The sequence below is a fragment of the Novosphingobium sp. BL-52-GroH genome (genome assembly GCF_044813085.1).
Taxonomy (GTDB): Bacteria; Pseudomonadota; Alphaproteobacteria; order Sphingomonadales; family Sphingomonadaceae; genus Novosphingobium.
This window is the reverse complement of the sequence record NZ_CP171149.1, coordinates 1,264,830-1,291,435: the sequence shown is the minus strand read 5'-3', so window position 1 is coordinate 1,291,435 and position 26,606 is coordinate 1,264,830. Positions and strand designations below refer to the sequence as shown.

At 66.5% G+C, this 26,606-nt stretch carries 22 protein-coding genes; 7 read left to right on the top strand and 15 right to left on the bottom strand.

Features of this window, described 5'->3' with window-relative positions; genetic code table 11:
- The first annotated feature begins 53 nt into the window (after positions 1-53).
- The 5 genes from ACFFDA_RS05585 to ACFFDA_RS05565 all read left to right on the top strand — a co-directional run bounded on the left by ACFFDA_RS05585 (position 54) and on the right by ACFFDA_RS05565 (position 5,770).
- Complete coding sequence (locus ACFFDA_RS05585) at positions 54-1,025, top strand: NAD(P)H-dependent flavin oxidoreductase (protein ID WP_404476793.1); 972 nt, start codon at positions 54-56, stop codon at positions 1,023-1,025.
- The gene (locus tag ACFFDA_RS05580) at positions 1,018-1,764 is read left to right on the top strand and encodes an enoyl-CoA hydratase/isomerase family protein (protein WP_404476791.1); all 747 of its coding nucleotides are present in this window, start codon (positions 1,018-1,020) and stop codon (positions 1,762-1,764) included. The genes ACFFDA_RS05585 and ACFFDA_RS05580 overlap by 8 nt, the downstream gene beginning before the upstream one ends.
- Positions 1,761-3,239, top strand: a complete 1,479-nt coding sequence (locus ACFFDA_RS05575; RefSeq protein WP_404476788.1) for an aldehyde dehydrogenase — start codon at positions 1,761-1,763, stop codon at positions 3,237-3,239. Before ACFFDA_RS05580 ends, ACFFDA_RS05575 begins: the two co-directional genes overlap by 4 nt.
- Positions 3,239-4,855, top strand: coding sequence for a GMC family oxidoreductase (locus ACFFDA_RS05570; RefSeq protein WP_404478301.1), 1,617 nt, complete (start codon positions 3,239-3,241; stop codon positions 4,853-4,855). The genes ACFFDA_RS05575 and ACFFDA_RS05570 overlap by 1 nt, the downstream gene beginning before the upstream one ends.
- An 87-nt stretch (positions 4,856-4,942) precedes the next feature.
- The gene (locus ACFFDA_RS05565; RefSeq protein ID WP_404476786.1) at positions 4,943-5,770 is read left to right on the top strand and encodes an IclR family transcriptional regulator C-terminal domain-containing protein; all 828 of its coding nucleotides are present in this window, start codon (positions 4,943-4,945) and stop codon (positions 5,768-5,770) included.
- Between the two features lie 42 nt (positions 5,771-5,812).
- Here ACFFDA_RS05565 and ACFFDA_RS05560 read toward each other — a convergent pair whose 3' ends face one another.
- The 3 genes from ACFFDA_RS05560 to ACFFDA_RS05550 form a co-directional block, all read right to left on the bottom strand.
- Complete coding sequence (locus ACFFDA_RS05560) at positions 5,813-6,616, bottom strand: enoyl-CoA hydratase/isomerase family protein (protein WP_404476784.1); 804 nt, start codon at positions 6,614-6,616, stop codon at positions 5,813-5,815.
- A 28-nt stretch (positions 6,617-6,644) separates the two neighbouring features.
- Positions 6,645-7,835 carry a cytochrome P450 gene (locus tag ACFFDA_RS05555; RefSeq protein WP_404476782.1) on the bottom strand — a complete coding sequence of 397 codons (1,191 nt, stop codon included), beginning with the start codon at positions 7,833-7,835 and terminating at the stop codon, positions 6,645-6,647.
- 77 nt (positions 7,836-7,912) lie between these two features.
- The gene (locus tag ACFFDA_RS05550) at positions 7,913-9,028 is read right to left on the bottom strand and encodes an alpha-hydroxy acid oxidase (protein ID WP_404476779.1); all 1,116 of its coding nucleotides are present in this window, start codon (positions 9,026-9,028) and stop codon (positions 7,913-7,915) included.
- Positions 9,029-9,215: 187 nt separating this feature from the next.
- On the opposite strand from ACFFDA_RS05550, the gene ACFFDA_RS05545 reads away from it, so the two are divergent.
- Complete coding sequence (locus ACFFDA_RS05545; RefSeq protein ID WP_404476776.1) at positions 9,216-10,622, top strand: MFS transporter; 1,407 nt, start codon at positions 9,216-9,218, stop codon at positions 10,620-10,622.
- Positions 10,619-11,464, top strand: coding sequence for an SDR family oxidoreductase (locus ACFFDA_RS05540; RefSeq protein ID WP_404476774.1), 846 nt, complete (start codon positions 10,619-10,621; stop codon positions 11,462-11,464). Before ACFFDA_RS05545 ends, ACFFDA_RS05540 begins: the two co-directional genes overlap by 4 nt.
- Before the next feature lie 263 nt (positions 11,465-11,727).
- On the opposite strand, the gene ACFFDA_RS05535 is transcribed toward ACFFDA_RS05540, so the two are convergent.
- The 12 genes from ACFFDA_RS05535 to ACFFDA_RS05480 form a co-directional block, all read right to left on the bottom strand.
- Positions 11,728-12,744 (bottom strand): CoA transferase, encoded by a 1,017-nt coding sequence (locus tag ACFFDA_RS05535; RefSeq protein WP_404476773.1) that lies wholly within the window; start codon positions 12,742-12,744, stop codon positions 11,728-11,730.
- Positions 12,745-13,097: 353 nt separating this feature from the next.
- The gene (sucD, locus tag ACFFDA_RS05530; protein WP_404476770.1) at positions 13,098-13,988 is read right to left on the bottom strand and encodes a succinate--CoA ligase subunit alpha; all 891 of its coding nucleotides are present in this window, start codon (positions 13,986-13,988) and stop codon (positions 13,098-13,100) included.
- Position 13,989: 1 nt separating this feature from the next.
- Positions 13,990-15,189, bottom strand: a complete 1,200-nt coding sequence (gene sucC, locus ACFFDA_RS05525) for an ADP-forming succinate--CoA ligase subunit beta (RefSeq protein ID WP_404476768.1) — start codon at positions 15,187-15,189, stop codon at positions 13,990-13,992.
- A gap of 2 nt (positions 15,190-15,191) precedes the next feature.
- Positions 15,192-16,124 carry an electron transfer flavoprotein subunit alpha/FixB family protein gene (locus ACFFDA_RS05520; RefSeq protein ID WP_404476766.1) on the bottom strand — a complete coding sequence of 311 codons (933 nt, stop codon included), beginning with the start codon at positions 16,122-16,124 and terminating at the stop codon, positions 15,192-15,194.
- Complete coding sequence (locus ACFFDA_RS05515) at positions 16,124-16,870, bottom strand: electron transfer flavoprotein subunit beta/FixA family protein (RefSeq protein WP_404476764.1); 747 nt, start codon at positions 16,868-16,870, stop codon at positions 16,124-16,126. Before ACFFDA_RS05515 ends, ACFFDA_RS05520 begins: the two co-directional genes overlap by 1 nt.
- Before the next feature lie 5 nt (positions 16,871-16,875).
- On the bottom strand, positions 16,876-18,897 hold the full coding sequence (locus ACFFDA_RS05510; RefSeq protein WP_404476761.1) for a biotin carboxylase N-terminal domain-containing protein: 2,022 nt from the start codon (positions 18,895-18,897) through the stop codon (positions 16,876-16,878).
- Positions 18,879-19,820, bottom strand: a complete 942-nt coding sequence (locus tag ACFFDA_RS05505; protein ID WP_404476759.1) for an alpha/beta hydrolase — start codon at positions 19,818-19,820, stop codon at positions 18,879-18,881. The genes ACFFDA_RS05510 and ACFFDA_RS05505 overlap by 19 nt, the downstream gene beginning before the upstream one ends.
- Positions 19,821-20,891: a biotin synthase BioB gene (gene bioB / locus ACFFDA_RS05500; protein WP_404476756.1), complete on the bottom strand. Its 1,071-nt coding sequence runs from the start codon at positions 20,889-20,891 to the stop codon at positions 19,821-19,823.
- 75 nt (positions 20,892-20,966) lie between these two features.
- Entirely contained in the window at positions 20,967-23,117 is a 2,151-nt protein-coding gene (gene scpA / locus ACFFDA_RS05495) for a methylmalonyl-CoA mutase (RefSeq protein WP_404476754.1), read from the bottom strand.
- Positions 23,118-23,264: 147 nt separating this feature from the next.
- A complete protein-coding gene (gene mce / locus ACFFDA_RS05490) occupies positions 23,265-23,702 on the bottom strand; it encodes a methylmalonyl-CoA epimerase (protein WP_404476753.1) in 438 nt (145 codons plus the stop codon).
- On the bottom strand, positions 23,699-24,892 hold the full coding sequence (gene bktB / locus ACFFDA_RS05485; RefSeq protein ID WP_404476751.1) for a beta-ketothiolase BktB: 1,194 nt from the start codon (positions 24,890-24,892) through the stop codon (positions 23,699-23,701). The genes mce and bktB overlap by 4 nt, the downstream gene beginning before the upstream one ends.
- A gap of 105 nt (positions 24,893-24,997) precedes the next feature.
- Positions 24,998-26,524: an acyl-CoA carboxylase subunit beta gene (locus ACFFDA_RS05480; RefSeq protein ID WP_404476750.1), complete on the bottom strand. Its 1,527-nt coding sequence runs from the start codon at positions 26,522-26,524 to the stop codon at positions 24,998-25,000.
- Between the last annotated feature and the right edge of the window lie 82 nt (positions 26,525-26,606).

Below are 26,606 nucleotides of genomic sequence, written 5' to 3'. Positions count from 1 at the left end.
GTGCAATAAGTGACCAATCGAGCGATTAACGCACGATATTTGAGGAGAGCACGGTGACCCTGGCATCCGAATTGCGCGCCCTCCTGGTGCTGCCGGCGATCTGTGCGCCGATGATGCTGGTCTCGGGCCCCGAACTGGTCAGCGCTGCGGCAAAGGCGGGAATCATGGCCGGGCTTCCTCGCCACAATGCCCGCACGCCCGAAGAATTCGCAAGCTGGCTGGAAGCCCTGCACCGCGATCTCTCGACCTTCCGCAACGACAACCCCGAGGCCCGTATCGGACCGATCGCGGCGAACATAATAGCCAGCCGCCCACTGGACGAGACGATACCCGACATCGAGGCCTGCATCGCGAACGGCATCACCCACTTCATCACCGCACTGGGCAATCCGACCGAAATCGCCAAGGCCATCCACGATCGCGGCGGTACGATCATGCATGACGTCACCAGCCTGCGGTTCGCCGAAAAGGCCATCGCGGGCGGGGTGGATGGGCTCGTGTGCATCGGCAGCGGCGGGGGTGGCCACTCCGGTACGCTCAATGCGCTGGCCTTCCTGCCGCAGGTGCGGGCCCTGTGGGATGGATTGATCGTGTTCGCCGGCTCCGTTTCGTCGGGCAGCGCGATCCGCGCCGCCGAAGTCCTGGGCGCCGACCTCGTCTATCTCGGCACCCGCTTCATCGCGACGCGGGAATCGCTGGCACCGTCGGAATACAAGGACATGCTGGCGGCGCACACTTCCGCCGATCTCGTCTATACGCCGGCGATCACCGGCGTCCCGGCCAATTGGCTGCGCCCCTCGCTGGACCGCAAGGGCATTGCCATCGACACCTTGAGCGCCCCCAAGCGTACCTACGAACACCTTCCACGCGACGTACGTCCCTGGCGTGATCTGTGGAGCGCCGGCCAAGGCATCGACCTGATCGACGACGTTCCCGACGTCACATCGCTGGTCGCCCGCCTGCGCCGCGAATACATTGCGGCCTGCGCCTCCCCCGACATGGCCGATGTCGCCGCCCATGGCTGAACCGAGCGCGCCCGCCGACGCCGAGCCGATCCTCGTGTCCGACCGCGAAGGTATCCGCACCATCGTGCTCAATCGCCCCGCCGCGCGCAATGCAATGACGCGCGCCATGCGCGCGGACTTCGCCCGGTTGATCGGCCGCACCGCGGAGGATGCCGAGATCGGCGCGGTGATCCTGACCGGCGCTGCCGGTTGCTTCAGCGCCGGCGTCGATCTCAAGGACCGTCCTTCTTCGGCGGCGCCCGTGAAGCCCGACCCGGCGAGCGCGCTGCGCTCGCTCGGCAAGCCGGTGATCGCGGCCATCGACGGGCCTTGCCTGACAGGCGCGCTCGAAATGGCGCTGTCGTGCACGGTCATGCTGGCCACGCCTGCCGCGCGCTTCGCCGACACCCATTGCAAGGTCGGCTTCTTTCCCCGCTGGGGCGGAGGCGCGCTGCTGACGCGTACGGTCGGCGTCCAACGCGCGGCGCAGATGATGCTCACCGGCGATCCGATCGATGCCGGGACGGCGCTCGCCTGGGGCATCGTCAACGAGATCGTCGAACCCGCGAAGCTGCTCGCTCGCGCCCGTGAACTGGCGATGACGATGATCGCTCGTGCACAAGCGCAGCCGCTCGCGTTCGATCTGCATATGCAATTCCTGCGCGATGTCGCCGCAGGCAAGGACGCCGTATCGTCCGAAGCAGCGATGCTCGGACTGTTCGACGACGTCCGTACCGAGAGGATGATAGCCAAGCCATGACCAGTCACGCCCCGATCCGCCACCCCGACCGCTTCTACATCGGCGGCGAATGGGTCGCCCCGCTCGGCTCCGGCACCATAGACGTCGTCCGCCCGGCCGACGAGGAGGTCTACATGACCGTGGCCGACGCCGGCGAGGCCGACATCGCGCGCGCCGTCACCGCTGCGCGCGCGGCGTTCGACACCGGGCCATGGGCGGGCATCGGCGTTGCCGAGCGCGCGCACTGGCTGCGCAAGCTGGCCGACGGAATCGACGCGCGCGCCAACGACTTCGCCACCGTCTGGCCGAACGAGATGGGCATCGTCCATCGCATGGCCGAGGCGATGGCACCCGGCTTCGCGTTCTCGTACCGCAGCTACGCCAGGATCGCCGAGCGTTTCGCCTTCGTCGAGGAGCATCCCACCGTGTCAGGCGCCGAAATGGGGCTCCTGGTGCGCGAGCCGGTGGGCGTGGTGGGCGCCATCGTGCCGTGGAACGCGCCTGCCATGCTGATCGCCGTCAAGGTGGCGCCTGCACTGGCGGCGGGTTGCACTGTCGTCCTCAAGGCATCGCCCGAGGCACCGGGACACGCACTGCTTCTTGCCGAAGTGGCGGATGAGATCGGGCTGCCGGCGGGCGTCCTCAATGTCCTTACGGCAGGCCGAGAGGCTTCCGAAGCGCTCGTCCGCGACGAGCGGGTCGACAAGATCACCTTCACCGGCTCCAGCGTGGCGGGCAGGAACATCGCGGCGACCATGGGCGCCCGCATGGGCCGCTACACGATGGAACTGGGCGGCAAGTCCGCTGCGATCATCCTCGACGACTATGACGTCGCGACGGCTGCCGAGGCCATCGCCAAGCGAGCCTGCGACATGACCGGCCAGGTCTGCGCCGCGCTCACCCGCGTAATCGTGTCCGACGATCGCCACGATGCGATGGTGGACGCGCTCGCCGCGTCGTTCGCAACGGTCGTCGTCGGCGATCCCTTCGATGCCGCCACCCGCATGGGCCCGCTGGCTACGGCCCGCCAGCGCGACATCGTTCAAGGCTACATCGACGAGGCGGCATCGTCCGGCGCCGTTCTGGCGACAGGCGGGCGGCGTCCCCCTCACCTCGATCGCGGTTTCTACCTCGAGCCCACCGTGTTCGGGAACGTCGATCCGACCTCCAAGCTCGCACGCGAGGAAGTGTTCGGCCCGGTCCTTTCGGTGATCCGCGCGCGCGACGAACGTCATGCGGTGGCACTGGCCAACGACAGCGTCTTCGGCCTGAACAATGCGGTCTTCACCAATGACGTCGACCGTGCCTACCAGGTGGCACGCGCGCTGCGCTCGGGCACCGTCGGCCATAACGGCATGAAGGTCGACTACACGATCGCGTTCGGCGGCTTCAAGCAATCGGGCGTGGGTCGCGAGGGAGGCGTCGAAGGCCTCAAGCCATACCTCGAAAGCAAGACCGTGCTGCTGCGCGGCCGTCCCGCGGAGTTCGCCGCGTGATGGCGGGCAAGGTGGAGCGACCTGTCTACGACTACATCGTCGTCGGCGCCGGATCGTCTGGCTGCGTGCTCGCCAACCGGCTGAGCGAGAACCCGGCCGTGTCCGTCCTCCTGCTGGAAGCGGGCGGCAGCGACCGGCATCCCTTCATCGCCATGCCGCGCGGCCTCGCCAAGATCATGGCCAACATGCGCTACATCTGGCCGTTCATGACCCGGCCGGAAAAGTGGTCTAACAAGGCGGCCGAGTTCTGGGCGCGCGGGCGCGTCATGGGCGGCTCGAGTTCGGTCAACGGTATGGTCTACAACCGCGGCAGCGCTGCGGACTTCGACGAACTGGCCGCGCTAACTGGTCCCGACTGGAACTGGTCGCACATCGGCGAGGCCTACCGGCAGATCGAGAACCATGAACTGGGTCCCGCGTCCGCGCGCGGCGATGCCGGCCCTCTCAGGATATCGATGCCGGAGACGAAGAACGCACTGACCGAGGCGGTGCTCGACGCAGGCGCCGCGCTGGGGCTGCGCAAGGTGGAGGATGTCAACGAGGCCGAGGACAGGCCCCGCATCGGCTATGCGCCGCGCACGATCTGGAAAGGCCGCCGGCAAAGCGCGGCGACCGCGTTCCTGCTGCCCGTGCGCGGCCGGGCGAACCTGACCATCGAGACCGGCGTGGTCGTCGACCGCGTTCTTTTCGAAGGCAAGCGCGCGGTCGCGATCGTGGCTCGGCGCGATGGCAAGGATGTGCGGTTCGCGGCCGCAAAGGAGATCATCCTGAGCGCCGGCGCGCTCGCCAGTCCGGCCATCCTCCAGCGCTCGGGAGTAGGCCCCGTGGACGTGCTCGCCAAGGCGGGCGTCGCGCTGGTGCAGGAAAACGCCGCGATCGGTGCGAACCTGTTCGAGCACCGCGGCGTCGTCTTCCAGTGGCGGGTTCCGGATGCGGTCTCGCAGAACCGGGAGTTTCGCGGCGCCGGTCTCGTGCGCAGCGTCCTGCGCTACTACCTGCAGCACAAAGGGCCGATGGCAGGCGGGGCCTACGACATGGCCGCCTGGCTCAAGTCCGACCCGGCGCTCGAACGCCCCGACGTCCAGTTGCTGATTTCGCCCTTCACGTTCGACTTCGCGGCGGTTCCGATCCGGGTCGAGGACCATGGCGGGCTGAATATCTGCGTCTATCCCATCCGCCCGAAATCGCGCGGCCACCTCGCCATCGCCTCGCGCGATCCCGAGGCCTTGCCGGAGATCACTCCCGGTTACGCGACGCATGCGGATGACAGGGCGATGATCTCCCGCATCTTCGCCTGCGCCCGCAACTTCGTCGGCCAGCATCCGCTCGCCCAGTTCATCGAGGCCGAAACCAGGCCCGGCGCCGAACATGAAAGCCAGGCCGCCATCGAGGCCGCCTATCTCGCAACCGGCTACACCAACTATCACGCCTGCGGCACCTGCCGGATGGGCAACGACGCCGCATCGGCCCTTGACCCTGCACTGAAAGTGCGCGGGATCGAGGGCCTGCGCGTAGTGGACACCTCGATCTTCCCGTTCATGCCGGCGGGCAACACCAACGCGCCGGCGATGGCTATCGCCTGGCGCGCGGCCGACATCATTCTGCGCGGGGGATAGCAGCATCGCGATCGTATGCCCGGGACTTGCCGAATGCCCACTCGATGTACAATAATCGCACAGATGATGTCGAAAGGGTGACGTTACATGGCGCATGCCAATGCGGATGAGCTGGTCGAGACGGACGGCGCTTCCGAGCTAGCCGGAGAAAAGAAGAAGACCGTGCGCGACGTCGACCGCATGGGCGGCTTCGCCAAGGGCCTCGCCGTGATCGAGGCCTTCGGCAAGGGTCGCGACCGGTTGACGATTGCCGAAGTCGCGCGGCTGAGCGGGTTGGACCGCGCATCGGCACGGCGCTGCCTGCTGACCCTGGTCGAGCAGGACTATGCCGTCGCGGACGACCGCTACTTCGAACTGACCCCGCGCATCCTCAAGCTGGGACAGTCCTACCTGTCGGCCTCGCTGCCGCAACTGCTGCGCCCCGCGCTCTCGCAGCTCGCCGGCCGGATCGGCGAGAGCTGCTCCGCCGCCGTGCTCGACCATACCGAGGTGGTCTACATCGCCCGGGCGACGCAGCACCACATCGTCGGCACGGGGCTGCACCCGGGTAGCCGCCTGCCCGCCTACTGCACATCGCTGGGACGCGTGCTGCTCGCGGCCCTGTCACCCGATGCGGCGCGCAAGCGGATCGAGGCCAGCGTGCGCCAGCCGCTGACCGGGCATACGCTCACGTCGGTCAAGGACATCATGGCCGAACTCACCCGCGTGCGCGAACAGGGTTATTCGATCATCGACCAGGAAGTTGCGCCAAACTCGCTGTCGATCGGCATCCCGGTAATCAACAGCACCGGCAGCACGGTCGCCGCGATCAACGTCGGCCTCCATGCCTCACGCGGCACCAAGGAGCGGATGATAGACGATATCCTGCCCGCCCTTCTGGACGTGAAGCGCTATCTCGCGGAGACCCTGCCCTGAAGCATCCCGTCGTCCCGGATCAAGTCCGGGACGACGCGGCTCTCAGCTTCCCCTGAATACCGGGTCGCGCTTTTCGAGGAAGGCGCGCGCACCTTCCTTGTGATCTTCGGTGAACAGGGTCAGCTGATCGTAGGCCAGCGACGTCTCGAAGGCCCCTGCCGTCATCTGCTTGAGCAGAAGGTTCACCGACATCTTGCCGTAGGAGATCGCCAGCGGCGGCCCCGCTGCCAGCCGGCGGGCGTAGCCGTCCACGAAAGCGTCAAGCTCGTCGCCGGGCACGCAGTAGTTGATGAGGCCGATATCGGCGGCCTTTCGGGCCTCGATCGGCTCGCCGAGCATCAGGTATTCCTTCGCCCGGTGGAAGCCCAGCAGAAGCGGAAAGAACGCCACGCCGCCATCGCCGGGGGCGATGCCCATCCGTACGTGGGAATCACAGAATCGGGCGCCTTCCGCCGCGATCACCATGTCGCAGGCCAAAGCGATGTTCACGCCCACGCCATAGGCCGGGCCCCGGACTTTGGCGATGACGGGCTTTTCGGCGTCGAGCATGTTCCAGAACAGGCGGCGCGCGCTCTTGGTCGGTGGGCGTCCCTTGCGACCGCTCTCGTTCTCCGCATCCTGGACCGACAGGTCGGTGCCGGCGCAGAATGCGTCGCCTTCCCCGGTCAAGATCACCACGCGAATGTCGTCGTCGCGGTCGACGTCGTCCCAGATGCGTTCGAGTTCCTTGTGCATCGGACGAGAGACGGCATTCTTGCGGCGCGGATTGTTCAGCGTCAGCGTCGCGATGCCGTCTTTCTTTTCGATCTTGATCCATTCGTACTGGCTGGGATCGATGGCTGGCACTGGTTTATCCTTCTATGAATCGTGGGAATTACCGGGCGCGCAGGCGCATCGTCATCGAGACGATGCCCTGCCCAAGCCCGGTTGAATAGGCGATCGGTTCCGCGGCATCGAGTTCGAAGGCCTCGAATCGCTCCAGGAGTTGCGCGAATGCTATCCGCATCTGCGCTTTGGCGACGAACGAGCCGACGCAGCGATGGCGCCCGGCCCCGAAACCCAGGTGCATGTTCGGCCGACGCTGTGCATCGATTTCCTCGGGACAGGCGAACTTCGCCGGATCGCGATTGGCGGCGGCGAAGGCGACCAAGACCGAATCCCCGCGCTCCAGCTTCGTCCCGGCCAGTTCGACAGGTTCCATCACTTCGCGCCGCAAGTAAGTCGATGGCGAAGCGAAACGCACGATTTCCTCGCTGGCGCTATCGATCAGCCCGGGGTTTGCACGCAGGCGCGCCACTTCCTGCGGGTTCTCGGCCAGCCATTTCATCATCGTCGCAAGTGCGATCGCGGTCGTGTCGAAGCCGCCGACCAGGATTTGGCGGAGCATCGACATCTGCTCCTCCGCACCGAGCGCACGACCCTCGACCGAGCCGCGCAGGATCGAGGCGACGACGTCGTCGTCCTCGTCCCGAAGCGTCCGGCGCCGCTGTGCCAGCACATGTTCGGCGAACCGCTTAAGGCGTTCGGCCGCGCCGGTCGGCATACCTGTCGCGACTTCGCGGTGAAGATCCTCGACCATATCTTCCAGTTCAGCGGCATGGCCACGGTCGAGGCGCATGATGTCCAGCGCCACCATGATCGGCAGCGGCCGGGCGAAGGCGCGCACGAAGTCGAACGGTGTATCCAGCGGCAGCCGTTCGACCAGTACATCGACGATCTCGCGGATCGCCGGTTCCATCGATCGCGCGCGGTCAGCGTCGAGCTGCGGCTGCATCAGTGCCCGATACTCGCCATGCAGCGGCGGATCGATCTCCGCCGGAATGTGGAAGCTGCGGATGCCGTCCGGCGGTGGCAGCGTGATCCCCTTGCCAGACCCGAACACGCCGGGCTTCGTCAGGACCTGGAGCGCATCCTCGTAGCGCGCCGCCACGTAGAAGCCGCCGTATCGCGGTGACCACGCCAGGCCTTCCTGTTCGCGCAGGCGGCTCCAGATACACGGTCCATTCTCATAAGCGCCGGAAGCGTGGATATCGAGGTCGGCAGTGTCCGCCGCTTCTGCCGTCATCGCGCCCGCTCCGATATTTGAGCGATAATCGCTCTATTGTTGCTTATTCGACCATAGCACCGAGCTGACCCGGTTTGTCAAGCCGCTCCTGCGCCGTCGTTCCACAGCACCGTCCCGTCCACGGCAGCCACGTCTGCAATATCGAGGTTGGCGAGCGTCGCCGTCAGGCTGCGCCGGAACAGGCGCAGCACTTGCGCCACGCCTTCTTCCCCACCGGCTGCCAGCCCCCAGAGGAAAGGTCGTCCGATCAGCGCGGCATTCGCCCCGAGCGCCCGCACCTTCACGATATCGGCGCCGCGCCGCAAGCCGCCGTCGAGCAGTATCTCGCACCGTCCGGCGACGGCGTCGGCAATGCTCGGCAGCACGTCGAGCGTGGCCACCGCGCCATCGAGAACCTTGCCTCCGTGGTTGGACACGACGATGCCGTCGACCCCGCATTCAAGCGCTCGCAGCGCGTCGCCTGGCCGCATAACGCCCTTGAGCACGAGTGGTCCCTGCCAGCGTTCGCGCAGCCACCGCAAGTCGTCCCATCCGAACGGTGTCCGGGTAAGCAACCGCCCGGCGTCCTCCACCCGGAGCATCGTCCCGTCCTCGCGGCGCGGGGCATTGGGCGCGGGCATGTCCAGCCCGCTTCGCAGCAGCGAAAACAGCCAGCGCGGCTTGCCGAGCGCCGAAGGCGCAAAGCGCAGGACCGAGCCCAGGCTGCCAGGATCGGGCAGTGCCGGGGCGCGGCGGTCCGCAGGCGATACGCCGGCAATGTCGGCCGTCACCACGAGCACGCGGCATCCGGCTTCGCGCGCCATGTCGATACAATATCGAGCCCCCACCCTGCCACCGATCATGTAGAGCTGGAACCAGCAGTCCGGATTCACCGCGACGATATCGCCCACCGGCACGCTGGCCCAGGTACTGGTCACGAGAGGCATGCCTTCGGCGGCGGCGGCGCGCGCCGCGCCGAGTTCGCCGTCGCGGTGGACGATGCGCACGAAGCCGGTCGGCGCGATCGCCAGCGGCAAGGCACAGCGTCGGCCCAGGATAATGGTTTCGAGCACGGGTCGGGTCGCCGTGGGGCAGGCTGCAGGCAGGAAGGCATGCCGCGCGAAGGCCGCTTCGTTGGCCCGCACGGTCACTTCGTCCTCTTTCCCTCCGTCGACATAATGGAACACCGCGGAAGGCAAGCGGCGGCGTGCCATCTCCCTCGCTTCTGCCACGCTACGAAACATCGTCATTCTTCCTCACCGCCTCTCGCACAGTCCGGGCCCGAAGCTCGACGCGCGCACGCCCGCTTGGAGTTTGTTTGATTATCGCTCATTTGTGCAATATAGAAGCATTCCGCAAGGCCGCAAATATGTCCAACGAATGGGCCGCCGGGAGAAAAGCATGACGTTCACACAGTCGGCCACGCGGTCTGAAGAGGCCGAGGAGATGCCGGAAACGTCGCCGGATCGGACCGCCTCATCGGACCTTCCCTCTGCGGGCTGGCGGAGCTGGCTCGTGGCCGGTCTGCTGGCCTTCTGCTACACGATCGCCTACCTCGACCGTCAGGTCATCAGCCTGCTGATCGCTCCGATCCAGGCGACGCTGGACATCGACGATACGCAGTTCGGCATGCTCCAGGGAATCAGCTTTTCGTTATTCTACGTAGCGGCGACCCTTCCGCTGGCCTGGCTCGCCGATCACACTCGCCGTTCGCGGGTCATGAGCGGATGCGTCGCCGCCTGGAGCATCCTGACGATGATGTGCGGCATGGCCGGAACCTTCTGGCAGATGATGCTGGCGCGCATCGGCATCGCCGCAGGCGAATCAGGCCTGACCCCGGCCGCCCTCGCCACGCTTTCCGACCGCTTCAATCGCCGGCAACTGGCTACCGCGACCTCGTTCTACATGCTCGCCCCGTTCATCGGCGGCGGCTTCGCGCTCAGCCTGGGCGGCGCGATCTACGCTTGGGCCGAGACGATCGAGCCGGGATCGCTCCCCATCCTGGGCACGATGGCAGCCTGGCAGGTCGTGTTCCTGATCGTCGGCGCGCTCGGCCTGATCCCTGCCCTGCTTCTCCTGCTGATCGCGGACCGCCCTGCAGCGGCGCACTCGAGGCAGGGGGAACGCGGCCCGGGCCTTGGCGCCGTCTTTGCGCTCTTCGGCAGGCACTGGCAGATTTTCGTCCTCTACCAGCTCGCCATGGCAGCCGTCATGATCCTCCTGGCCAGCTACATCAGTTGGCTACCCGCCGCCATAATGCGCTCGAAGGGGATCGACGAAGCCGAGATCGGCCGCCTATTCGGGCCCATCTACCTCGTGTGCGGGGCGGCAGGCACACTGTCTGCAGGCATGCTGGTATCGCGCCTGGCAAAGCAGGACCCGGCAGGCACGGTGTTGCGCGTCATCCTCGTCTCGCTCGGGCTCGTCTGGCCGCTGGCGAGCGGTGGCTTGCTGACGTCCTCGCTCTACGGCGAACTGGCGATGATGGGAGCGGCCCTGTTCCTCATCAGTTCGGTCACGAGCCTTTCCTCGCTCACCTTCCAGTACATCACCCCGAGGCATCTGCGGGCGCAGGCGATGGCAGTGATGGCAATGGTCGCCGCCCTGCTCGGGACTGGCCTCGGCCCGATCCTGTCCGGCTACATGAGCGACCACCTGACCGGCTTCGCCCATCCGCTGTCCGCCGCTCTTGCCATCATCGGCTTCGTGGCGGTCCCGCTTGCCTTCGCCTTCATGGCCATCGCGTTGCGCTATCATGCGCGCACGAGGCTCGACCTTCGACTTCTGGCGCACGAGGACGACGCATGACCAAACCCGTAGCCTGTATCCTCGGCGCTGCTTCCGGCATCGGCCGCGCCACCGCCGAACTGCTGCATGTACGCGGTTACGATCTGATCCTGAGCGACCTTTCGGCGGACGCGCTGGCGCCTTTATGCTCTGCCCTCGGCGCCCGCGCCGAACCGCTGGACATGAGCGATCGTACGGCGATCGGGCATTTGGCGGCCAGTCTCCCGGACCTCGACGCCCTGGTGGTGACCGCCGGCCTGTCGCCGAGCATGGGCAGTTTCGCACGCATCATCGAGATCAACCTGACGGCGACAGCGGCCTCCGTCGAAATGCTCGGCGCGCGCTTGCGAGAGGGCGGAGCAGCGGTATGCATCAGTTCGATGACCGCGCATACCGCCCCTGTGGACGATCCTCGCATCATCGCTCTTCTCGACCGTCCCGACCACCCCCGCCTCGCTGCGGAGCTGGCCGAAATCGTGGGCGCACAAGCTGCCATGCCGGGCTTGGGATACGCACTCTCTAAGGCGGCGATCCTGCGCCTCGCGCGGCGTCTCGCAGCGCCATTCGGCCTCTCCGGGCGCCGCATCTGCTCGGTCTCGCCCGGTTGCATCGACACGCCGATGGGCAAACTCGAGATGGCCCGTAGCGAAGCCTCTCGCGAAGCCCTGAAGGGCGCACCGATTCCGCGATCCGGGACGCCCCAGGAAGTGGCGAATGCGATTGCCTTCATGATCTCCCCGCAAGCAGCATATATTACAGGATGCGATCTCCAGGTGGATGGCGGCTGGGTCGGATCGGCAATATCGGGCGGGCCGGAATCAACACTCAATCAGGCCGTCGAGCGGGCGCGAGCGAAGCAGTAGCATGCTTCGAATATCGCAGCTTCGAACACCGCCAGGAGCGAACCTCTACCGCTGAGCGGTAAGGTGCGCCCCGATACCGGAAGTTCGCGAGCCAAAACCAATCCCCGAAATCGAGCCTTCGTTTTGCGCGGAGAGTAGCGCGAGACTGTGCTGGGCACAGCTGAAACGTCGTTCGGCACCGCCCAAGCGTCACCTAAATTGATAATTGACGACAGAAACCCGGCGGCGCCTGGCCCCGGTTGCGTTCGAGCCAGGATGCGTGGCTACATAGGGACCGAATGCGCGAGCCCCGCCGCTCCGGCCGCGACCCGGGCCATCGCCGCATCGACGAAAACACCGCCGCCCGCTTCCGCCGCCTCGATCGCCGCAAGCGCGCTGGCTACGCCTGTGAGCGGGTCCGCCAGGGCGTCGCCGAGGAACTGCGGCACTCCATCCACCCATCGTACCAGGCCGCCGGCAACGGCGGCATCGTCCCCGAAAGCCACCCGCTCCGCATGCGGCGCCTGCCATCCATGGCCGGTGATCGCCACCCAGACGAGCCCCGGATTGGTGGCAAAGACGCGCTCGGGTGCCAGTCCGAGGCTCTCGAAGGCACGCGGTCGCGCGCTCGTGACGATGGCGTCGGCCTCGCAGGCGAGCGCAAAAAGGCGTTCCCGGCCTTCGGGGGTCCGCAGGGAAAACGAGATTTCCGTCTTGCCTCGGTTGAGCCTCTCGTAATGGCGCGGCGTGGTCACCCGCACCGGATCTGGGCGGCTCGGGTCCTCGATCCGTGTCACCTGTGCGCCCATTCTCGCCAGGATTCCCGCGCATAACGGCCCCGCCCACAGGCTGGACAGATCGATCACGGTGCGCAAGCCGCGACGCGATGTCCCTGCGCCCATGGCGATACGGTGCGGCGCCAGCCCCTCTCCCGCAACTTCTCCGGGGGTCGCAATCGGCAATCCGAGCAATATGCCACGGGCAACGAGATCGCGCACCGATGTCCGCGCTGCATGGCGCGCGGCAGCGTCCCAAGCGTCGCCTGACCACTCCTCGCCGATCCATGCGGGGATCAGTTCCAGGTCGCTGGGCCGGGCCAGGTTGAGCGCGATCCATCCGTCTGACGCGGCCAGCATCCGGCAATGACCGTTCGGCGAGCGCGCGCCCGGTCGAAAAAGAGGGATATCGGCGCTGCGGTCGAGCACTTGCAGAGGGTCCAGCGTCACGCGTCGCCCGTGCGCGGCAGTCAGAACCTCCAACCGCCGCGTCAGCATGGCCGCGGCACGATGGGCAGCACTCACGACATCCGCTCCACCATCCCCATGCAGGGCTTTTCGCTTTCGCCCGCGCTGCTCGCGATCGTTACTACGTGCTCGCGCCGCGATGCGTCAACATGGGGAAGGAAGCGTTGGACAAGGAAGGCCTCGCGGGTGTCGGACGGCTATCCGCTCGTCCTCCTTCTACCGCGAGGCCTTTCCCCGTTCATGCAGTGGATATGCCGATTGCAAACGGCGAGTCGGATCAGTCGCCCATCTTCGTCCTTGCGAGCCCGGCAGCGGTGCGGCAACCCGGCTGCGGCGTAGACCGCCCCGGGTTGCTTCGGCCTGCGGCGTCGCAACGACGAAGTAGGGCAAGATGACCCGACCTCCTTCGTTCAGGCGAGTTCCTTGAGGACTTCCACAAGGGTTTCGCCGAGCAGCGAGGGCGAGGACGACACCTTGATGCCGGCTTCTTCCATCGCCGCGATCTTGTCCTCGGCGCCGCCCTGGCCGCCCGAGACGATCGCGCCGGCGTGGCCCATGCGGCGGCCCGGAGGCGCCGTGCGGCCGGCGATGAAGCCCGCCATGGGCTTCTTGCGGCCGCGCCTGGCTTCGTCCTTGAGGAACTGCGCCGCTTCTTCCTCGGCGCTGCCGCCGATCTCGCCGATCATGATGATCGACTTGGTCTCGTCGTCGGCCAGGAACAGTTCCAGCACGTCGATGAAGTTGGTGCCGTTGACCGGGTCGCCGCCGATGCCGACCGCGGTGGTCTGGCCCAGGCCTGCGTTGGTGGTCTGGAACACCGCTTCATAAGTCAGCGTGCCCGAGCGCGAGACGACGCCGACCGAACCCTTGGAGAAGATGTTCGCGGGCATGATGCCGATCTTGCACTCGCCCGGCGTCAGCAGGCCGGGGCAGTTCGGGCCGATCAGGCGCGACTTCGAACCCGAGAGGGCGCGCTTGACGCGGACCATGTCGAGCACCGGGATGCCTTCGGTGATCGTCACGATCAGCGGGATCTCGGCATCGATCGCTTCCAGGATCGAGTCGGCGGCGAACGGCGGCGGCACGTAGATCACCGAGGCGGTCGCGCCGGTGGCGTGCTTGGCTTCGGCGACGGTGTCGAACACCGGCAGGCCGATGTGGCTGGTGCCGCCCTTGCCGGGCGTCACGCCGCCGACCATCTGCGTGCCGTAGGCCAGCGCCTGCTCGGTGTGGAACGTCCCGGTCGCGCCGGTCATCCCTTGCGTGATGACCTTGGTATTCTTGTCGATTAGAATGCTCATGTCAGGCTACCTTCTGTACTTCGGCAACGATCTTGCGTGCGGCATCGCCCAGGTCGTTGGCGGCGACGATCGGCAGGCCCGAGCCTGCCAGGATGTCCTTGCCCTGCTGGACGTTGGTGCCTTCGAGGCGGACCACCAGCGGAACCTGCAGGTTCACTTCCTTGGCCGCGGCGACGATGCCGTCGGCGATCACGTCGCACTTCATGATGCCGCCGAAGATGTTCACCAGGATGCCCTTCACCGCCGGATCGGCGAGAATGATCTTGAACGCCGCGGTGACCTTTTCCTTGTTGGCGCCGCCGCCTACGTCGAGGAAGTTGGCCGGGAACATGCCGTTCAGCTTGATGATGTCCATCGTCGCCATCGCCAGGCCCGCGCCATTGACCATGCAGCCGATGTCGCCGTCGAGCTTGATGTAGGCCAAGTCGTACTTCGACGCCTCGACTTCGGCCGGATCTTCCTCGGTCTCGTCGCGCAGCGCCAGCACGTCGGGGTGACGGTACAGCGCGTTCGAATCGAAGCTCATCTTGGTGTCGAGGACGAGCAGGTTGCCGTCCTTGGTTTCCACCAGCGGGTTGATCTCGAGCATGTCGCAGTCGAGCGCCACGAAGGCCTCGTAGAGCTGCTTCGAGATCTTCTGCGCCTGCTTGTTCAGTTCGCCCGTGAGCTTGAGCGCGAAGGCGACGGCGCGGCCGTGGTGCGGCTGGAAGCCCGTGGCGACGTCGATGGTGATCGTGCTGATGCGCTCGGGCGTCGAGTGGGCGACTTCCTCGATGTCCATGCCGCCTTCGGTCGACACGATCAGGGCGACGCGGCTCGAGGCGCGGTCCACCACCATCGAGAGGTAGTATTCCTTGGCGATGTCGACGCCGTCGGTCACGTAGAGGCGGTTGACCTGCTTGCCGGCATCACCCGTCTGGATGGTGACGAGGGTGTTGCCGAGCATTTCCTGCGCGAAAGCCTCGACTTCCTCGATCGACTTGGCGAGGCGCACGCCGCCCTTGGCGTCGGCGGGCAGCTCCTTGAACTTGCCCTTGCCGCGCCCGCCCGCGTGGATCTGCGCCTTCACGACGTAGAGCGGTCCCGGCAGCTGCTTGGCGGCGGCCACCGCTTCCTCTACGGTCAGCGCCGCAATACCGGCGGGAATCCCCACGCCATACTTCGCAAGCAGTTCCTTGGCCTGATATTCGTGAATGTTCATGTTCAGAGCTTCCCAGTGAGTTCGGGCACGGCGTTGAAGAGGTCTGCGACGAGGCCGATGTCGGCGACCTGGAAGATCGGTGCGTCCTCGTCCTTGTTGATGGCGATGATGGTCTTGCTATCCTTCATCCCGGCCAGGTGCTGGATCGCGCCCGAGATGCCGACCGCGATGTAGACTTGCGGCGCGACGATCTTGCCGGTCTGGCCGACCTGGTAGTCGTTGGGCACGTATCCTGCGTCCACCGCGGCGCGGCTGGCACCCACGGCGGCGCCGAGCTTGTCGGCCAGCGGCATGATGACCTGCTCGAACGTCTCGCCGTCCTTCAGCGCGCGGCCGCCCGAGACGATGATCTTCGCGCTGGTCAGTTCGGGGCGCTCCAGCTTGGCAAGCTCGGCGCCCACGAAGCTCGACAGGCCCGCGTCACCCGTGCCCGAGACGGCCTCGACCGTGCCCGAACCGCCGGTGGCGGCAGCCTTGTCGAAGGCGGTGCCACGCACGGTGATGACCAGCTTGGCATCGCTCGATTCGACCGTGGCGATCGCGTTGCCGGCGTAGATCGGACGGGTGAAGGTCTTCTCGCCTTCGACCGAGAGGATGTCCGAGATCTGCATCACGTCGAGCAGCGCGGCGACGCGCGGCGCGAGGTTCTTGCCGGTGGTGGTGGCGGGCACCACGAAGGCGTCGTGGTGGCCCATCAGCTCGGCGACGAGCGGGGCGACGTTTTCCGCCAGGCCATGCGCATAGGCGGCGTCGTCGGCGAGGTGGACCTTGCCCACGCCCGCGATCTGCGCGGCTTCCTCGGCCACGGCGGCGCAGCCGGAACCTGCGACCAGCAGGTGCACTTCACCCAGCTTGGAGGCGGCGGTGACGACGGCGAGGGTCGCGTCCTTGACGGAGGCGTTGTCGTGTTCGACCCAGACGAGAGTCTTGGACATCAGGCTACTCCCAGTTCCTTGAGCTTGGCGACGAGGCCGTCGACGTCGGCGACCTTGATGCCGGCGACGCGCACCGGCGGCTCGGAGACCTTGAGGGTCTTGAGGCGCGGGGCGATGTCGACGCCGTAGTCGGCCGGCGACTTCACATCGAGCTGCTTCTTCTTCGCCTTCATGATGTTGGGCAGCGAGGCGTAGCGCGGCTCGTTGAGGCGCAGGTCGGTGGTGACGATGGCGGGAAGCGAGAGCTTCACCGTCTCCAGGCCGCCGTCGACCTCGCGGGTGACCGAGACGAAATCGCCGTCGATCTCGACCTTGCTGGCGAACGTGCCCTGGGGCCGTGCGAGCAGCGCGGCGAGCATCTGGCCGGTCTGGTTCGAATCGTCGTCGATCGCCTGCTTGCCCAGGATCACAAGGCCCGGGTTCTCTTCACCCACGATGGCTTTCAGGATCTTGGCGACGGCGAGCGGTTCGACTTCGGCGTCGGTCTCGACCAGGATCGCCCGGTCGGCGCCCATCGCCAGCGCCGTGCGCAGCGTTTCCTGCGCCTTGGCCGGCCCGACCGAGATCGCGATGATCTCCTCCGCCTTGCCCGCCTCCTTGAGACGGATGGCTTCTTCCACCGCGATCTCGTCGAACGGGTTCATGCTCATCTTGACGTTGGCCAGGTCAACACCCGTGCCGTCGGCCTTCACACGAGGCTTCACGTTGTAGTCGATCACCCGCTTCACGGGCACGAGGATCTTCATTTGTGTCACTCCATTTCGAGAATGATGTGGTCGACGCGCAGGCTTTCGCCGGCTTTTGCGTTGACGGATTTGACGGTTCCGGACTTCTCGGCGCGGAGGATGTTTTCCATTTTCATGGCCTCGATCACGGCAAGGGGCTGGCCGGCCTCGACCTTGTCGCCCTCGGCGACACTGAGCGAGACCAGCAGGCCGGGCATCGGGCAGATCAGGAAGCGCGAGAGGTCCGGCGGGACCTTTTCGATCATGTGCCGGGTCAGGCCGTGGATGCGCGTGGGTAGGCAGGCGACCTTGTGGATCGCGCCGCGGGTGGTCAGCGTGAAGCCGGTGCGGGTGGTTTCCAACTTGAGGATCAGGTCCTCGCCGTCCACTTCGGCCTCCACGAAGCGGTCGCCAGGGGTGTATTCCAGCTCCAGCTCCACTTCCTCGCCGTTGACCGTTAGCAGGTCCTCGTCGAGTTCGACCGCGAAGACCGCGCCGTCAATGGTGACGGTCCAGGCGCCCGGCGGGTCGAGTGGGGTGCCGAGCTGGCCTTCGACCCGACGCGAACGATCGGCGCGCGCGGTGGCGACGAAGGCGGCGACGGCGGCGAGCTTGACCTTGAGGTCGTCCGAGGCGGGCGCGCCGTGGAAGCCGTCCGGGTATTCCTCGGCGATGAAGCCGGTGGTCAGCTCGCCCGAACGGAAGCGCGGGTGCTGCATGATCGCCGAGACGAAATCGATGTTGTGGCCCAGGCCCTCGATCTCGAAGGCGTCGAGCGCGGCAACCTGCCGGTCCGCGGCCTCGTCGCGGGTCTCGCCCCAGGTGATGAGCTTGGCGATCATCGGATCGTAGAACATCGAGACTTCGCCGCCTTCGTAGACGCCGTCATCGACGCGCACGCCGTCGATGCCGCGACGGCCGTTGGCCTCCTCATCCTCGGTCCAGCCTGCGACCGGCGGGTTGTAGCGCGAGAGGCGCCCGGTCGAAGGCAGGAACCCGCGATAGGGGTCTTCTGCGTAGACGCGGTTCTCGATCGCCCAGCCCTCGATCTTCACGTCGTCCTGGGTGAACGACAGGGCTTCGCCGGCGGCGACGCGGATCATCTGCTCGACGAGGTCGATGCCGGTGATCGCTTCGGTGACGGGGTGCTCCACCTGCAGGCGGGTGTTCATCTCGAGGAAGTAGAAGCTCTCGCCCGTCGGATCGGCGCCCGAGACGATCAGTTCCACGGTACCCGCCGAGTAATAGCCGACCGCGCGCGACAGGGCGACGCACTGCTCGCCCATGGCCTTGCGCATCGCCGGCGTCACGAAGGGCGACGGCGCTTCCTCGACCACTTTCTGGTGGCGGCGCTGGATCGAGCACTCGCGTTCGTTGAGGTACAGAATGTTGCCGTGCTGGTCGCCGAGGATCTGGATCTCGATGTGCCGCGGGTTGAGGATGAACTTCTCGATGAAGACGCGATCGTCGCCGAAGGAGTTGAGACCTTCGCGCTTGGTGGCCTCGAAGCCTTCGCGCACGTCGTTTTCATTGTAGGCGAGGCGCATGCCCTTGCCACCGCCGCCGGCAGACGCCTTCATCATGACCGGATAGCCGATCTCGGCCGAGATGCGCACGGCATGCTCGGTATCCTCGATCTCGCCGACGAAGCCGGGGACGACGTTGACGCCGGCCGCCTTGGCGAGCTTCTTGGACTCGATCTTGTCACCCATCGCCGCGATCGCGTTGACGGGCGGGCCGATGAACGCGATGCCCTCTGCGGCGAGCGCCTCGGCGAAGGAGGTCCGCTCGGACAGGAAGCCGTAGCCGGGGTGAACCGCTTCGGCGCCGGTCTGCTTGGCTGCGGCGATGATCTTGTCGGCGATCAGGTACGATTGCGCGGCTGGCGCCGGACCGATGTGGACGGCCTCGTCGGCCATCTGCACGAAGGGTGCGCGTGCGTCGGCGTCGGAATAGACGGCGACGGTCTGGATGCCCATGCGGCGCGCGGTCTTGATGACGCGGCAGGCGATCTCGCCGCGGTTTGCGATCAGGATTTTCTTGAACATGGCACCTCGAAGCCCCATTCGGGGTCTTGTTTGTTGGCGGTCGGAAACAGGAACTGCAGCGCCTGCGGCGAAAGGACGTGGTAGGCGGTCGCGTGCGTCAGATCAGGGCGCGGGACGAGGCAGACGAGTGCGCTTCCCGCCCTGGCGACGCGATCGGCGGCGTCGGCGGTCTCGGGGCCCTCATTGGAATACGTAAGGTACAGCGGACCGCGCGATGCTCCGCCGGCGAGTACGCCTGGAGCCGCTTTCGAAAGCGCCCCGTCATCCCACCACAAGCTCGCGTCGATGGCGGCATAGCGGCCGAACAGGCCGGGTTCGCGTAGCCAGGTCTCGACGATGAACAGGCCGGCGAGCGACTCGCCGATCACGCCGTCCTGGCCGTTGGTTCGGTAGCTCGCCTCTACCATCGGCTTGACCTTGTCGCGCAGGAAGGCGCGGAAGGCGGCGGACCGGCCGGCGGTGGGGTACTGTTCGTGCTGCGCCGCGTTGCCCGGACTGCCGATCAGTTCGGCGCGCCTGTCCCGGCTCTCGATCCCGACGACGATGGCCGGCTCCGAGCGGCCCCATACGGCGCCCAGCGCAGTGGTCCCGGCCACATGGAGGAAGTCCTGCGAAAGCCCGCCGTCGATGAGGTAGAGCACGGGGTAGCGCTTGTCATCCTTGGCATAGCCGTCAGGGAGATAGACGTTGACCTGCCGGACATCGCCATCGGCAAAGGTGACGAGGCGAGTTTCGCCGATCGTGATCGGAACCGCCGCCGGCGCTGCGGCGGAGGCGACGCCGGGCATGGCGGCAAGGCAGGACACCGCCAGCAGCATCGCCCCCACGCCCCGTGCTCGCAGGCACGCGCGCCAGCTGGTCGCGAGGTTGCGCGAGACAGCGAGGTCCGCCTTTGCTAGGCTGACGGGCAAGCCGGCTGTCACTTACTGGGCCGCTTCCAGCTTGGCGCATCCCTTGGGCATGCGCTGTGCTTCGAGTTGTGCCGGGGTCATTTCGATGGCCATGGGCTTGAGGCCGAGGCGGGCGAACATCGCCAGGTCGTTGTCGTCGCCTGCGTTGGGCGCGGTGAGCAGCTTGTCGCCGGTGAAGATCGAGTTGGCGCCGGCCAGGAAGCACATCGCCTGGGTCATCTCGGACATCGATTCGCGCCCCGCCGAGAGGCGCACCATCGAGGCCGGCATGGTGATCCGCGCCACCGCCACGGTGCGCACGAACTCGACGTCGTCGATCTTGGCGAGCGGGGTGTCGGCCAGCATGTCGCCCAGCACCGTGCCCTTGACCGGGACCAGCGCGTTGACCGGCACCGACTGCGGGTGCTCGGGCAGCGTGGCGAGCGTGTGCATGAAGCCGACGCGGTCGGCGCGGGTCTCGCCCATGCCGACGATGCCGCCCGAGCACACGTTGATCCCCGCCATCCGCACGTTCGACAGCGTGTCGAGGCGGTCGTCCATCGTGCGCGTGGTGATGACCTGGTCGTAGCGCTCGGGGCTCGTGTCGATGTTGTGGTTGTAGTAGTCGAGCCCCGCATCGCTCAGCATGTCGGCCTGCTCGGGCGTCAGCATGCCCAGCGTCATGCAGGTTTCCATGCCCATCGCCCGCACGCCCTTCACCATCTCGATGATGGCGGGCATGTCGCGGTCCTTGGGGTTGCGCCAGGCGGCCCCCATGCAGAAGCGGGTCGAGCCCTGGTCGGCCGCCTGCGCGGCGCGCTGGAGCACGGCCTGCACTTCCATCAGCTTGGTCGCCTTGACCCCGCTGTTGGCCGAGACCGATTGCGAGCAGTAGCCGCAGTCCTCGACGCAGCCGCCGGTCTTGATCGAGAGCAGCGTCGAGAGCTGCACTTCGTCCGCCTTGTGGCTGGCGCGATGCACCTCGGCCGCGCGGAACACCAGTTCGGTGAACGGCAGGTCGAACAGGCCTGCGATCTCCTCGCGGGTCCAGTCGGTACGAGCCACGGGGCGGGAGGCGAAGGCGGGGGTTTGGGTCATAGTCATTCCTCAGGCGGCACGCGCGCGGCTCGGGCCAAAGCCCTGCCATAGAGCGCGATGCCGTGCTGATCCAGCATCCGCCTACTCCGCCGCCTGCAGCTCGGAACCTGCCGGCGGCATGTTGTGCCCGAGCAGGCGCAGCACGTCGGCGGCGCATTCGACCACGTTCGAGCCGGGGCCGTAGATGCCCTGGACACCGGCATTGCGCAGGTATTCGTAGTCCTTGGCGGGGATCACGCCGCCCGCGATCACCTTGACGTCGCTGCGCCCGGCAGCGCGCAGCTGCTGGATCAGCTCGGGGATCAGCGTCTTGTGCCCGGCCGCGAGGCTGGAGGCGCCGACGACGTCGACTTCGTGCTGCAAGGCCAGCACCACGGTTTCCTCGGGGGTCTGGAACAAGGGGCCCGAGACCACCTCGAAGCCCATGTCGCCGAAGGCCGAGGCGATCACGTTGGCGCCGCGATCGTGGCCATCCTGGCCCATCTTGGCGACCAGCAGCTTGGGCTTGCGGCCGAGGCGGCGTTCGACCGCCTGCACCCCGTCGAGCACCTGCCGCCAGCGGCTGTCGCCCTCGTAAGGCGCGCCGTAGACGCCCTTCACCGGGGTCGGCTGGGTGCCGTAGCGCTCGAAGCTCTCCTCCATCGCAGAGGAGATCTCGCCGAGCGTGGCGCGCGCGCGGGCCGCTTCCACCGCAAGGGCGAGGAGGTTGTTCTCGATGCTGGCGGGCGCGGCGGCGCCGTCGGCCAGCGCCCTGAGCGCGGCCTGGCACGCGGCCTCGTCGCGGCTCGCCTTCATCTTCTCGATGCGGGCGATCTGGCCCTCGCGGACCTTGGCGTTGTCGATGTCGAGCGTCTCGATCGCGTCTTCTTCGGCGAGGCGGTACTTGTTGACGCCGACGATCACGTCGTCACCCCGGTCGACGCGGGCCTGGCGGGCGGCGGCGGCGGTCTCGATCATCGCCTTGGGCCAGCCGGCGGCGACCGCCTTGGCCATGCCGCCATCGGCCTGGACGCGCTCGATGATCTCCCAGGCCTGGTCGACGAGGCTCTGCGTCAGCGATTCGACGTAGTACGAGCCACCCAGCGGATCGACGACATTGCACATGCCGGTCTCCTCCTGGATGATGATCTGGGTGTTGCGGGCGATGCGCGCCGAGAAGTCGGTCGGCAGCGCGATCGCCTCGTCCAGCGCGTTGGTGTGCAGCGACTGGGTGCCGCCCAGCATCGAGGCCATCGCCTCGATCGTGGTGCGGATGACGTTGTTGTAGGGGTCCTGCTCCTGCAAGGACACGCCCGAGGTCTGGCAGTGGGTGCGCAGCATCTTGCTGCGCTCGTCCTTGGCGCCCAGCTCGGTCATCACCCGGTGCCACAGCACGCGCGCGGCGCGCAGCTTGGCGACTTCCATGAAGAAGTTCATGCCGATCGCGAAGAAGAACGACAGGCGCCCGGCGAACTTGTCGATGTCGAGGCCCGAGGCCACGCCGTACTTCACGTATTCCGCGCCGTCGGCGATGGTGAAGGCCAGCTCCTGCACCTGCGTCGCGCCGGCTTCCTGCATGTGGTAGCCGGAGATCGAGATCGAGTTGAACTTGGGCATCTCGCGGCTGGTATAGCCGAAGATGTCCGAGATGATCCGCATCGAGGGCTCGGGCGGGTAGATGTAGGTGTTGCGGACCATGAACTCCTTGAGGATGTCGTTCTGGATGGTCCCGTCGAGCAGCTTGCGGTCGACGCCCTGTTCCTCGCCGGCGACGATGAAGAACGCCAGGATCGGGATCACCGCGCCGTTCATCGTCATCGACACCGACATCTTGTCGAGCGGGATGCCGTCGAACAGGATCTTCATGTCCTCGACCGAATCGATCGCCACGCCCGCCTTGCCGACGTCGCCGACCACGCGCGGGTGGTCCGAATCGTAGCCCCGGTGCGTCGCGAGGTCGAAGGCGACCGACAGGCCCTTCTGCCCGGCGGCGAGGTTGCGGCGATAGAAGGCGTTCGATTCCTCGGCGGTCGAGAACCCGGCGTACTGGCGGATGGTCCACGGCCGGCCCGCATACATCGAGGCCCGCACCCCGCGCGTGAACGGCGCGTAGCCCGGCAGGCCCGGATCGACGGTGACGTCCGCGGCGGTGTAGAGCGGCTTGACCGCGATGCCTTCGGGCGTGTTCCAGGTCAGGTCCCGACCCTTGACTTCCTTGTCCGCCGCTGCCTGCCAGTCCTTGATGTCGGGCATGATCGGTTCCTCTTCTACTCGTCGTCCCGGATCGCAGCCGGGACCGGTGCCTGTCTTCAGGCGAGACCCCCCTTCAGAGCGCCTCGCCGCGAGCTCGGCCGTTCCCGGCCAGCGGTCCCGGAACAAAAAACCGGGACGACGTGATATTCAGTGCCCGGATTTTGGCGTCTCCATGATCTCCGTCAGTTGCCCGCCCATGTCCTTGGGATGCACGAAGAAGATCATGGTGCCGTGAGCGCCGACCCGAGGTTCTCCAAGCACCCGCTTGCCCAGGCCTTCGAACCAGACCTTGGCCTCGGCGATATCGGGCACTTCGTAGCAGATGTGGTGCTGCCCCCCGAGCGGGTTCTTCTCCAGCCACTTGCCCACCGCCGAGTCCGGCGTGGTCGGCTGGAGCAGTTCGATTTGCGTGCCCGCAGTACCGTTCTCACCAGGCGTGTTGACGAAGCACACGCGGACCTGCTGGCTTTCGAGAACGAAGGGCTCGGTCACGTCGGTGGCGCCCATCACGTCCCGGTAGAAGGCGATAGAAGCGTCGAGATCGGGCGTGGCGACGCCGATGTGATTGAGGCGACCGAGCTTCACGCTGCGTTCCCCGCCACGTTCTCGATGACCAGCGCGATGCCCTGGCCGCCACCGATGCACATCGTCACCAGGCCATAACGCCCGCCGATGCGCTTCAGTTCATAGGCGCACTTGACCGTCAGCATCGTACCCGTTGCACCGACCGGATGGCCGATCGAGACGCCGGAACCGTTGGGGTTCACCTTCTCCGGGTCGAAGCCAAGCACCTTGGCGACAGCGCAGGCCTGCGCCGCGAAGGCCTCGTTGCTCTCGATCACGTCGATCTGGTCGAGTGCCAGGCCCGCGCGCCGGAGCGCGATCGGCACCGCCGCTATCGGGCCTTCGCCCATGTACTCCGGTTCGACGCCGGCGTGGCCCCAGGCAACGATGCGAGCCAGCGGCGCGAGCCCGCGCTTCTCGACCTCGGAACCGGTCGCCAGCACCACGGCGGCGGCGCCGTCGTTGATGCCGCTGGCGTTGCCGGCGGTCACCGAACCGTCCTTCTTGAAGGCCGGCTTCATCTTGCTCAGCGTCTCGGGAGTGGTGTCGGCCCGGACATGCTCGTCGGTGTCGAAGATCGTCACGCCCTTGCGGGTCTTGACCTCGATCGCGAGGATCTGCTCCTTGAAGCGGCCTTCCGCGATGGCTTTCGCGGCGCGGGCATGGCTGGTCGCGGCCAGTGCGTCCATGTCCTCGCGGCTGACGTGATGGCGCTCGGCCACGTTCTCAGCGGTGATGCCCATGTGATAGCCGCCGATCGCGTCCGACAGGCCCAGCGTCAGCGCATCTTCCTGCGTGTTCGCGCCCATCTTCCGACCCCAGCGCACACCGTGGTCGTGGTAGGGCACGTTCGACATCGATTCCGCGCCGCCCGCCAGCGTCACCGACGCCTCGCCCAGCTTCATCATCTGCGCTGACGAGATGATCGCCTGTACCCCCGAGCCGCACAGCCGGTTCAACGTCAGCGCCGGCGTCGCCAGCGGGATGCCGGCCTCGATGCCGATGACCCGGGCCAGCATCTGGTCGCGCGCGCTGGTCGGCATCACCTGGCCGATCACGACGTGCTCGACCGCACCTGCCTCGATACCCGCGCGCCTGAGCGCCTCGGCGGCGACCAGACTACCCAGCGCTGCCGGCAGGAAGCCCTTCAACGACCCCCCGAAGTCGCCGACTGCCGTGCGTACGCCGCTGACGATGTAGATCTCTTCCATGACCTCTTCCAAACCCTTCCTTGCGTTTCGACCGGAGCCCCTCTTCGACCTCCGGCCGCGATCGCGGTACTCCCAAAAAGAACACCGCTTCGACGCCCCCGCCGATCAGAGCGGGATGTTGTCGTGCTTCTTCCAGGGGTTCTCGAGCACCTTGTTGGCCAGCTTGCGCAAGCCCAGTGCAATGCGCCGGCGCGTCGAATGCGGGTAGATCACCTCGTCGATGTAGCCCCGGCTCGCCGCCACGAAGGGATTGGCGAAGCGGTCCTCGTACTCCCGAGTCTTCGCTGCGATGCCGTCCGGGTCGAGCCCGCGGAAGATGATCTCAACCGCACCCTTGGCTCCCATCACCGCGATTTCCGCGGTCGGCCAGGCGTAGTTGAGGTCGCCGCGCAAGTGCTTGGAGGCCATCACGTCGTAGGCCCCGCCATAGGCCTTGCGGGTGATGATGGTGATCTTCGGCACAGTCGCCTCGCCATAGGCGAACAGCAGCTTGGCGCCGTGCTTAATGATCCCGTTGTGCTCCTGGTCGGTGCCGGGCAGGAAGCCGGGCACGTCGACGAACGTGATGATCGGGATGTTGAAAGCATCGCAGAAACGCACGAATCGCGCCGCCTTCTTCGATGCGTTGATGTCCAGCACGCCTGCCAGCACCATCGGCTGATTGGCGACGACCCCCACGGTCTTGCCCTCGATACGGCCGAAACCGATCAGGATGTTGCCCGCATGCAGCGGCTGCAATTCGAAGAACTCGCCCTCGTCCAGCGTCTTGCGCAGAACTTCGTGCATGTCGTAGGGCTGGTTGGCCGAAGGCGGGATGATCGTGTCGAGGCTCGGCTCGAGCCGGTCCCACGGGTCCGCGCAAGGGCGCTCGGGTGCATCGTCGCGGTTAGAGGCCGGCAGGAAGTCGAAGAAGTCGCGCGCTGCCAGCAGCGCCTCGATGTCGTTCTCCAGCGCCAGGTCCGACACCGAGGTCTTGCTCGAATGCGTGATCGCTCCGCCCAGTTCCTCCTGAGTCACCACCTCGTTGGTGACCGTCTTGACCACTTCGGGCCCGGTCACGAACATGTACGAGCTGTCCTTCACCATGAAGATGAAGTCCGTCATCGCCGGCGAATAGACCGCCCCGCCCGCGCAGGGCCCCATGATGAGCGAAAGCTGCGGCACCACGCCCGAGGCCAGCACGTTGCGCTGGAACACATCGGCATAGCCGCCCAGCGAGGCGACGCCTTCCTGGATGCGTGCGCCGCCCGAATCGTTGAGCCCGATCACCGGCGCCCCCACCTTCAGCGCCGCGTCCATCACCTTGCAGATCTTCTGCGCATGCCTCGCCGACAACGAGCCGCCGAACACCGTGAAGTCCTGGCTGAACACGTAGACCAGCCGGCCGTTGATGGTGCCGGACCCGGTCACCACGCCGTCGCCCGGGATCTTCTGCTCCTGCATCCCGAAGTCCACGCAGTCGTGCTCGACGTAGAGGTCCATCTCCTCGAAGCTGTCCTCGTCCAGCAGGACGTCGAGACGCTCGCGCGCCGTCAGCTTGCCCTTCGCATGCTGACCCGCAATCCGCTTCTCACCGCCGCCAAGCCGGGCAGCAGAACGACGACGCTCCATCTCCGCTATATTCGCTGACATGCTTTTCCACCAAAGGCCAAAATCTGCCCTTCCATGACCCCGGACCAAGGCAGTGTCCAATGTAATTGTGCAAAGTTGCAAT

Excerpts from the sequence above, each read along its gene's own strand:
- sucC (WP_404476768.1), bottom strand. The coding sequence starts at position 15,189 with ATGAACATTCACGAATATCAGGCCAAGGAACTGCTTGCGAAGTATGGC.
- ACFFDA_RS05515 (WP_404476764.1), bottom strand. The coding sequence starts at position 16,870 with ATGAAGATCCTCGTGCCCGTGAAGCGGGTGATCGACTACAACGTGAAG.
- ACFFDA_RS05510 (WP_404476761.1), bottom strand. The coding sequence starts at position 18,897 with ATGTTCAAGAAAATCCTGATCGCAAACCGCGGCGAGATCGCCTGCCGC.
- ACFFDA_RS05545 (WP_404476776.1), top strand. The coding sequence starts at position 9,216 with ATGACGTTCACACAGTCGGCCACGCGGTCTGAAGAGGCCGAGGAGATG.
- ACFFDA_RS05565 (WP_404476786.1), top strand. The coding sequence starts at position 4,943 with ATGGCGCATGCCAATGCGGATGAGCTGGTCGAGACGGACGGCGCTTCC.
- ACFFDA_RS05555 (WP_404476782.1), bottom strand. The coding sequence starts at position 7,835 with ATGACGGCAGAAGCGGCGGACACTGCCGACCTCGATATCCACGCTTCC.
- scpA (WP_404476754.1), bottom strand. The coding sequence starts at position 23,117 with ATGCCCGACATCAAGGACTGGCAGGCAGCGGCGGACAAGGAAGTCAAG.
- sucD (WP_404476770.1), bottom strand. The coding sequence starts at position 13,988 with ATGAGCATTCTAATCGACAAGAATACCAAGGTCATCACGCAAGGGATG.
- bktB (WP_404476751.1), bottom strand. The coding sequence starts at position 24,892 with ATGGAAGAGATCTACATCGTCAGCGGCGTACGCACGGCAGTCGGCGAC.
- ACFFDA_RS05575 (WP_404476788.1), top strand. The coding sequence starts at position 1,761 with ATGACCAGTCACGCCCCGATCCGCCACCCCGACCGCTTCTACATCGGC.
- ACFFDA_RS05550 (WP_404476779.1), bottom strand. The coding sequence starts at position 9,028 with ATGGCACGCCGCCGCTTGCCTTCCGCGGTGTTCCATTATGTCGACGGA.
- ACFFDA_RS05570 (WP_404478301.1), top strand. The coding sequence starts at position 3,239 with ATGGCGGGCAAGGTGGAGCGACCTGTCTACGACTACATCGTCGTCGGC.
- ACFFDA_RS05520 (WP_404476766.1), bottom strand. The coding sequence starts at position 16,124 with ATGTCCAAGACTCTCGTCTGGGTCGAACACGACAACGCCTCCGTCAAG.
- bioB (WP_404476756.1), bottom strand. The coding sequence starts at position 20,891 with ATGACTATGACCCAAACCCCCGCCTTCGCCTCCCGCCCCGTGGCTCGT.
- ACFFDA_RS05540 (WP_404476774.1), top strand. The coding sequence starts at position 10,619 with ATGACCAAACCCGTAGCCTGTATCCTCGGCGCTGCTTCCGGCATCGGC.
- ACFFDA_RS05580 (WP_404476791.1), top strand. The coding sequence starts at position 1,018 with ATGGCTGAACCGAGCGCGCCCGCCGACGCCGAGCCGATCCTCGTGTCC.
- ACFFDA_RS05480 (WP_404476750.1), bottom strand. The coding sequence starts at position 26,524 with ATGTCAGCGAATATAGCGGAGATGGAGCGTCGTCGTTCTGCTGCCCGG.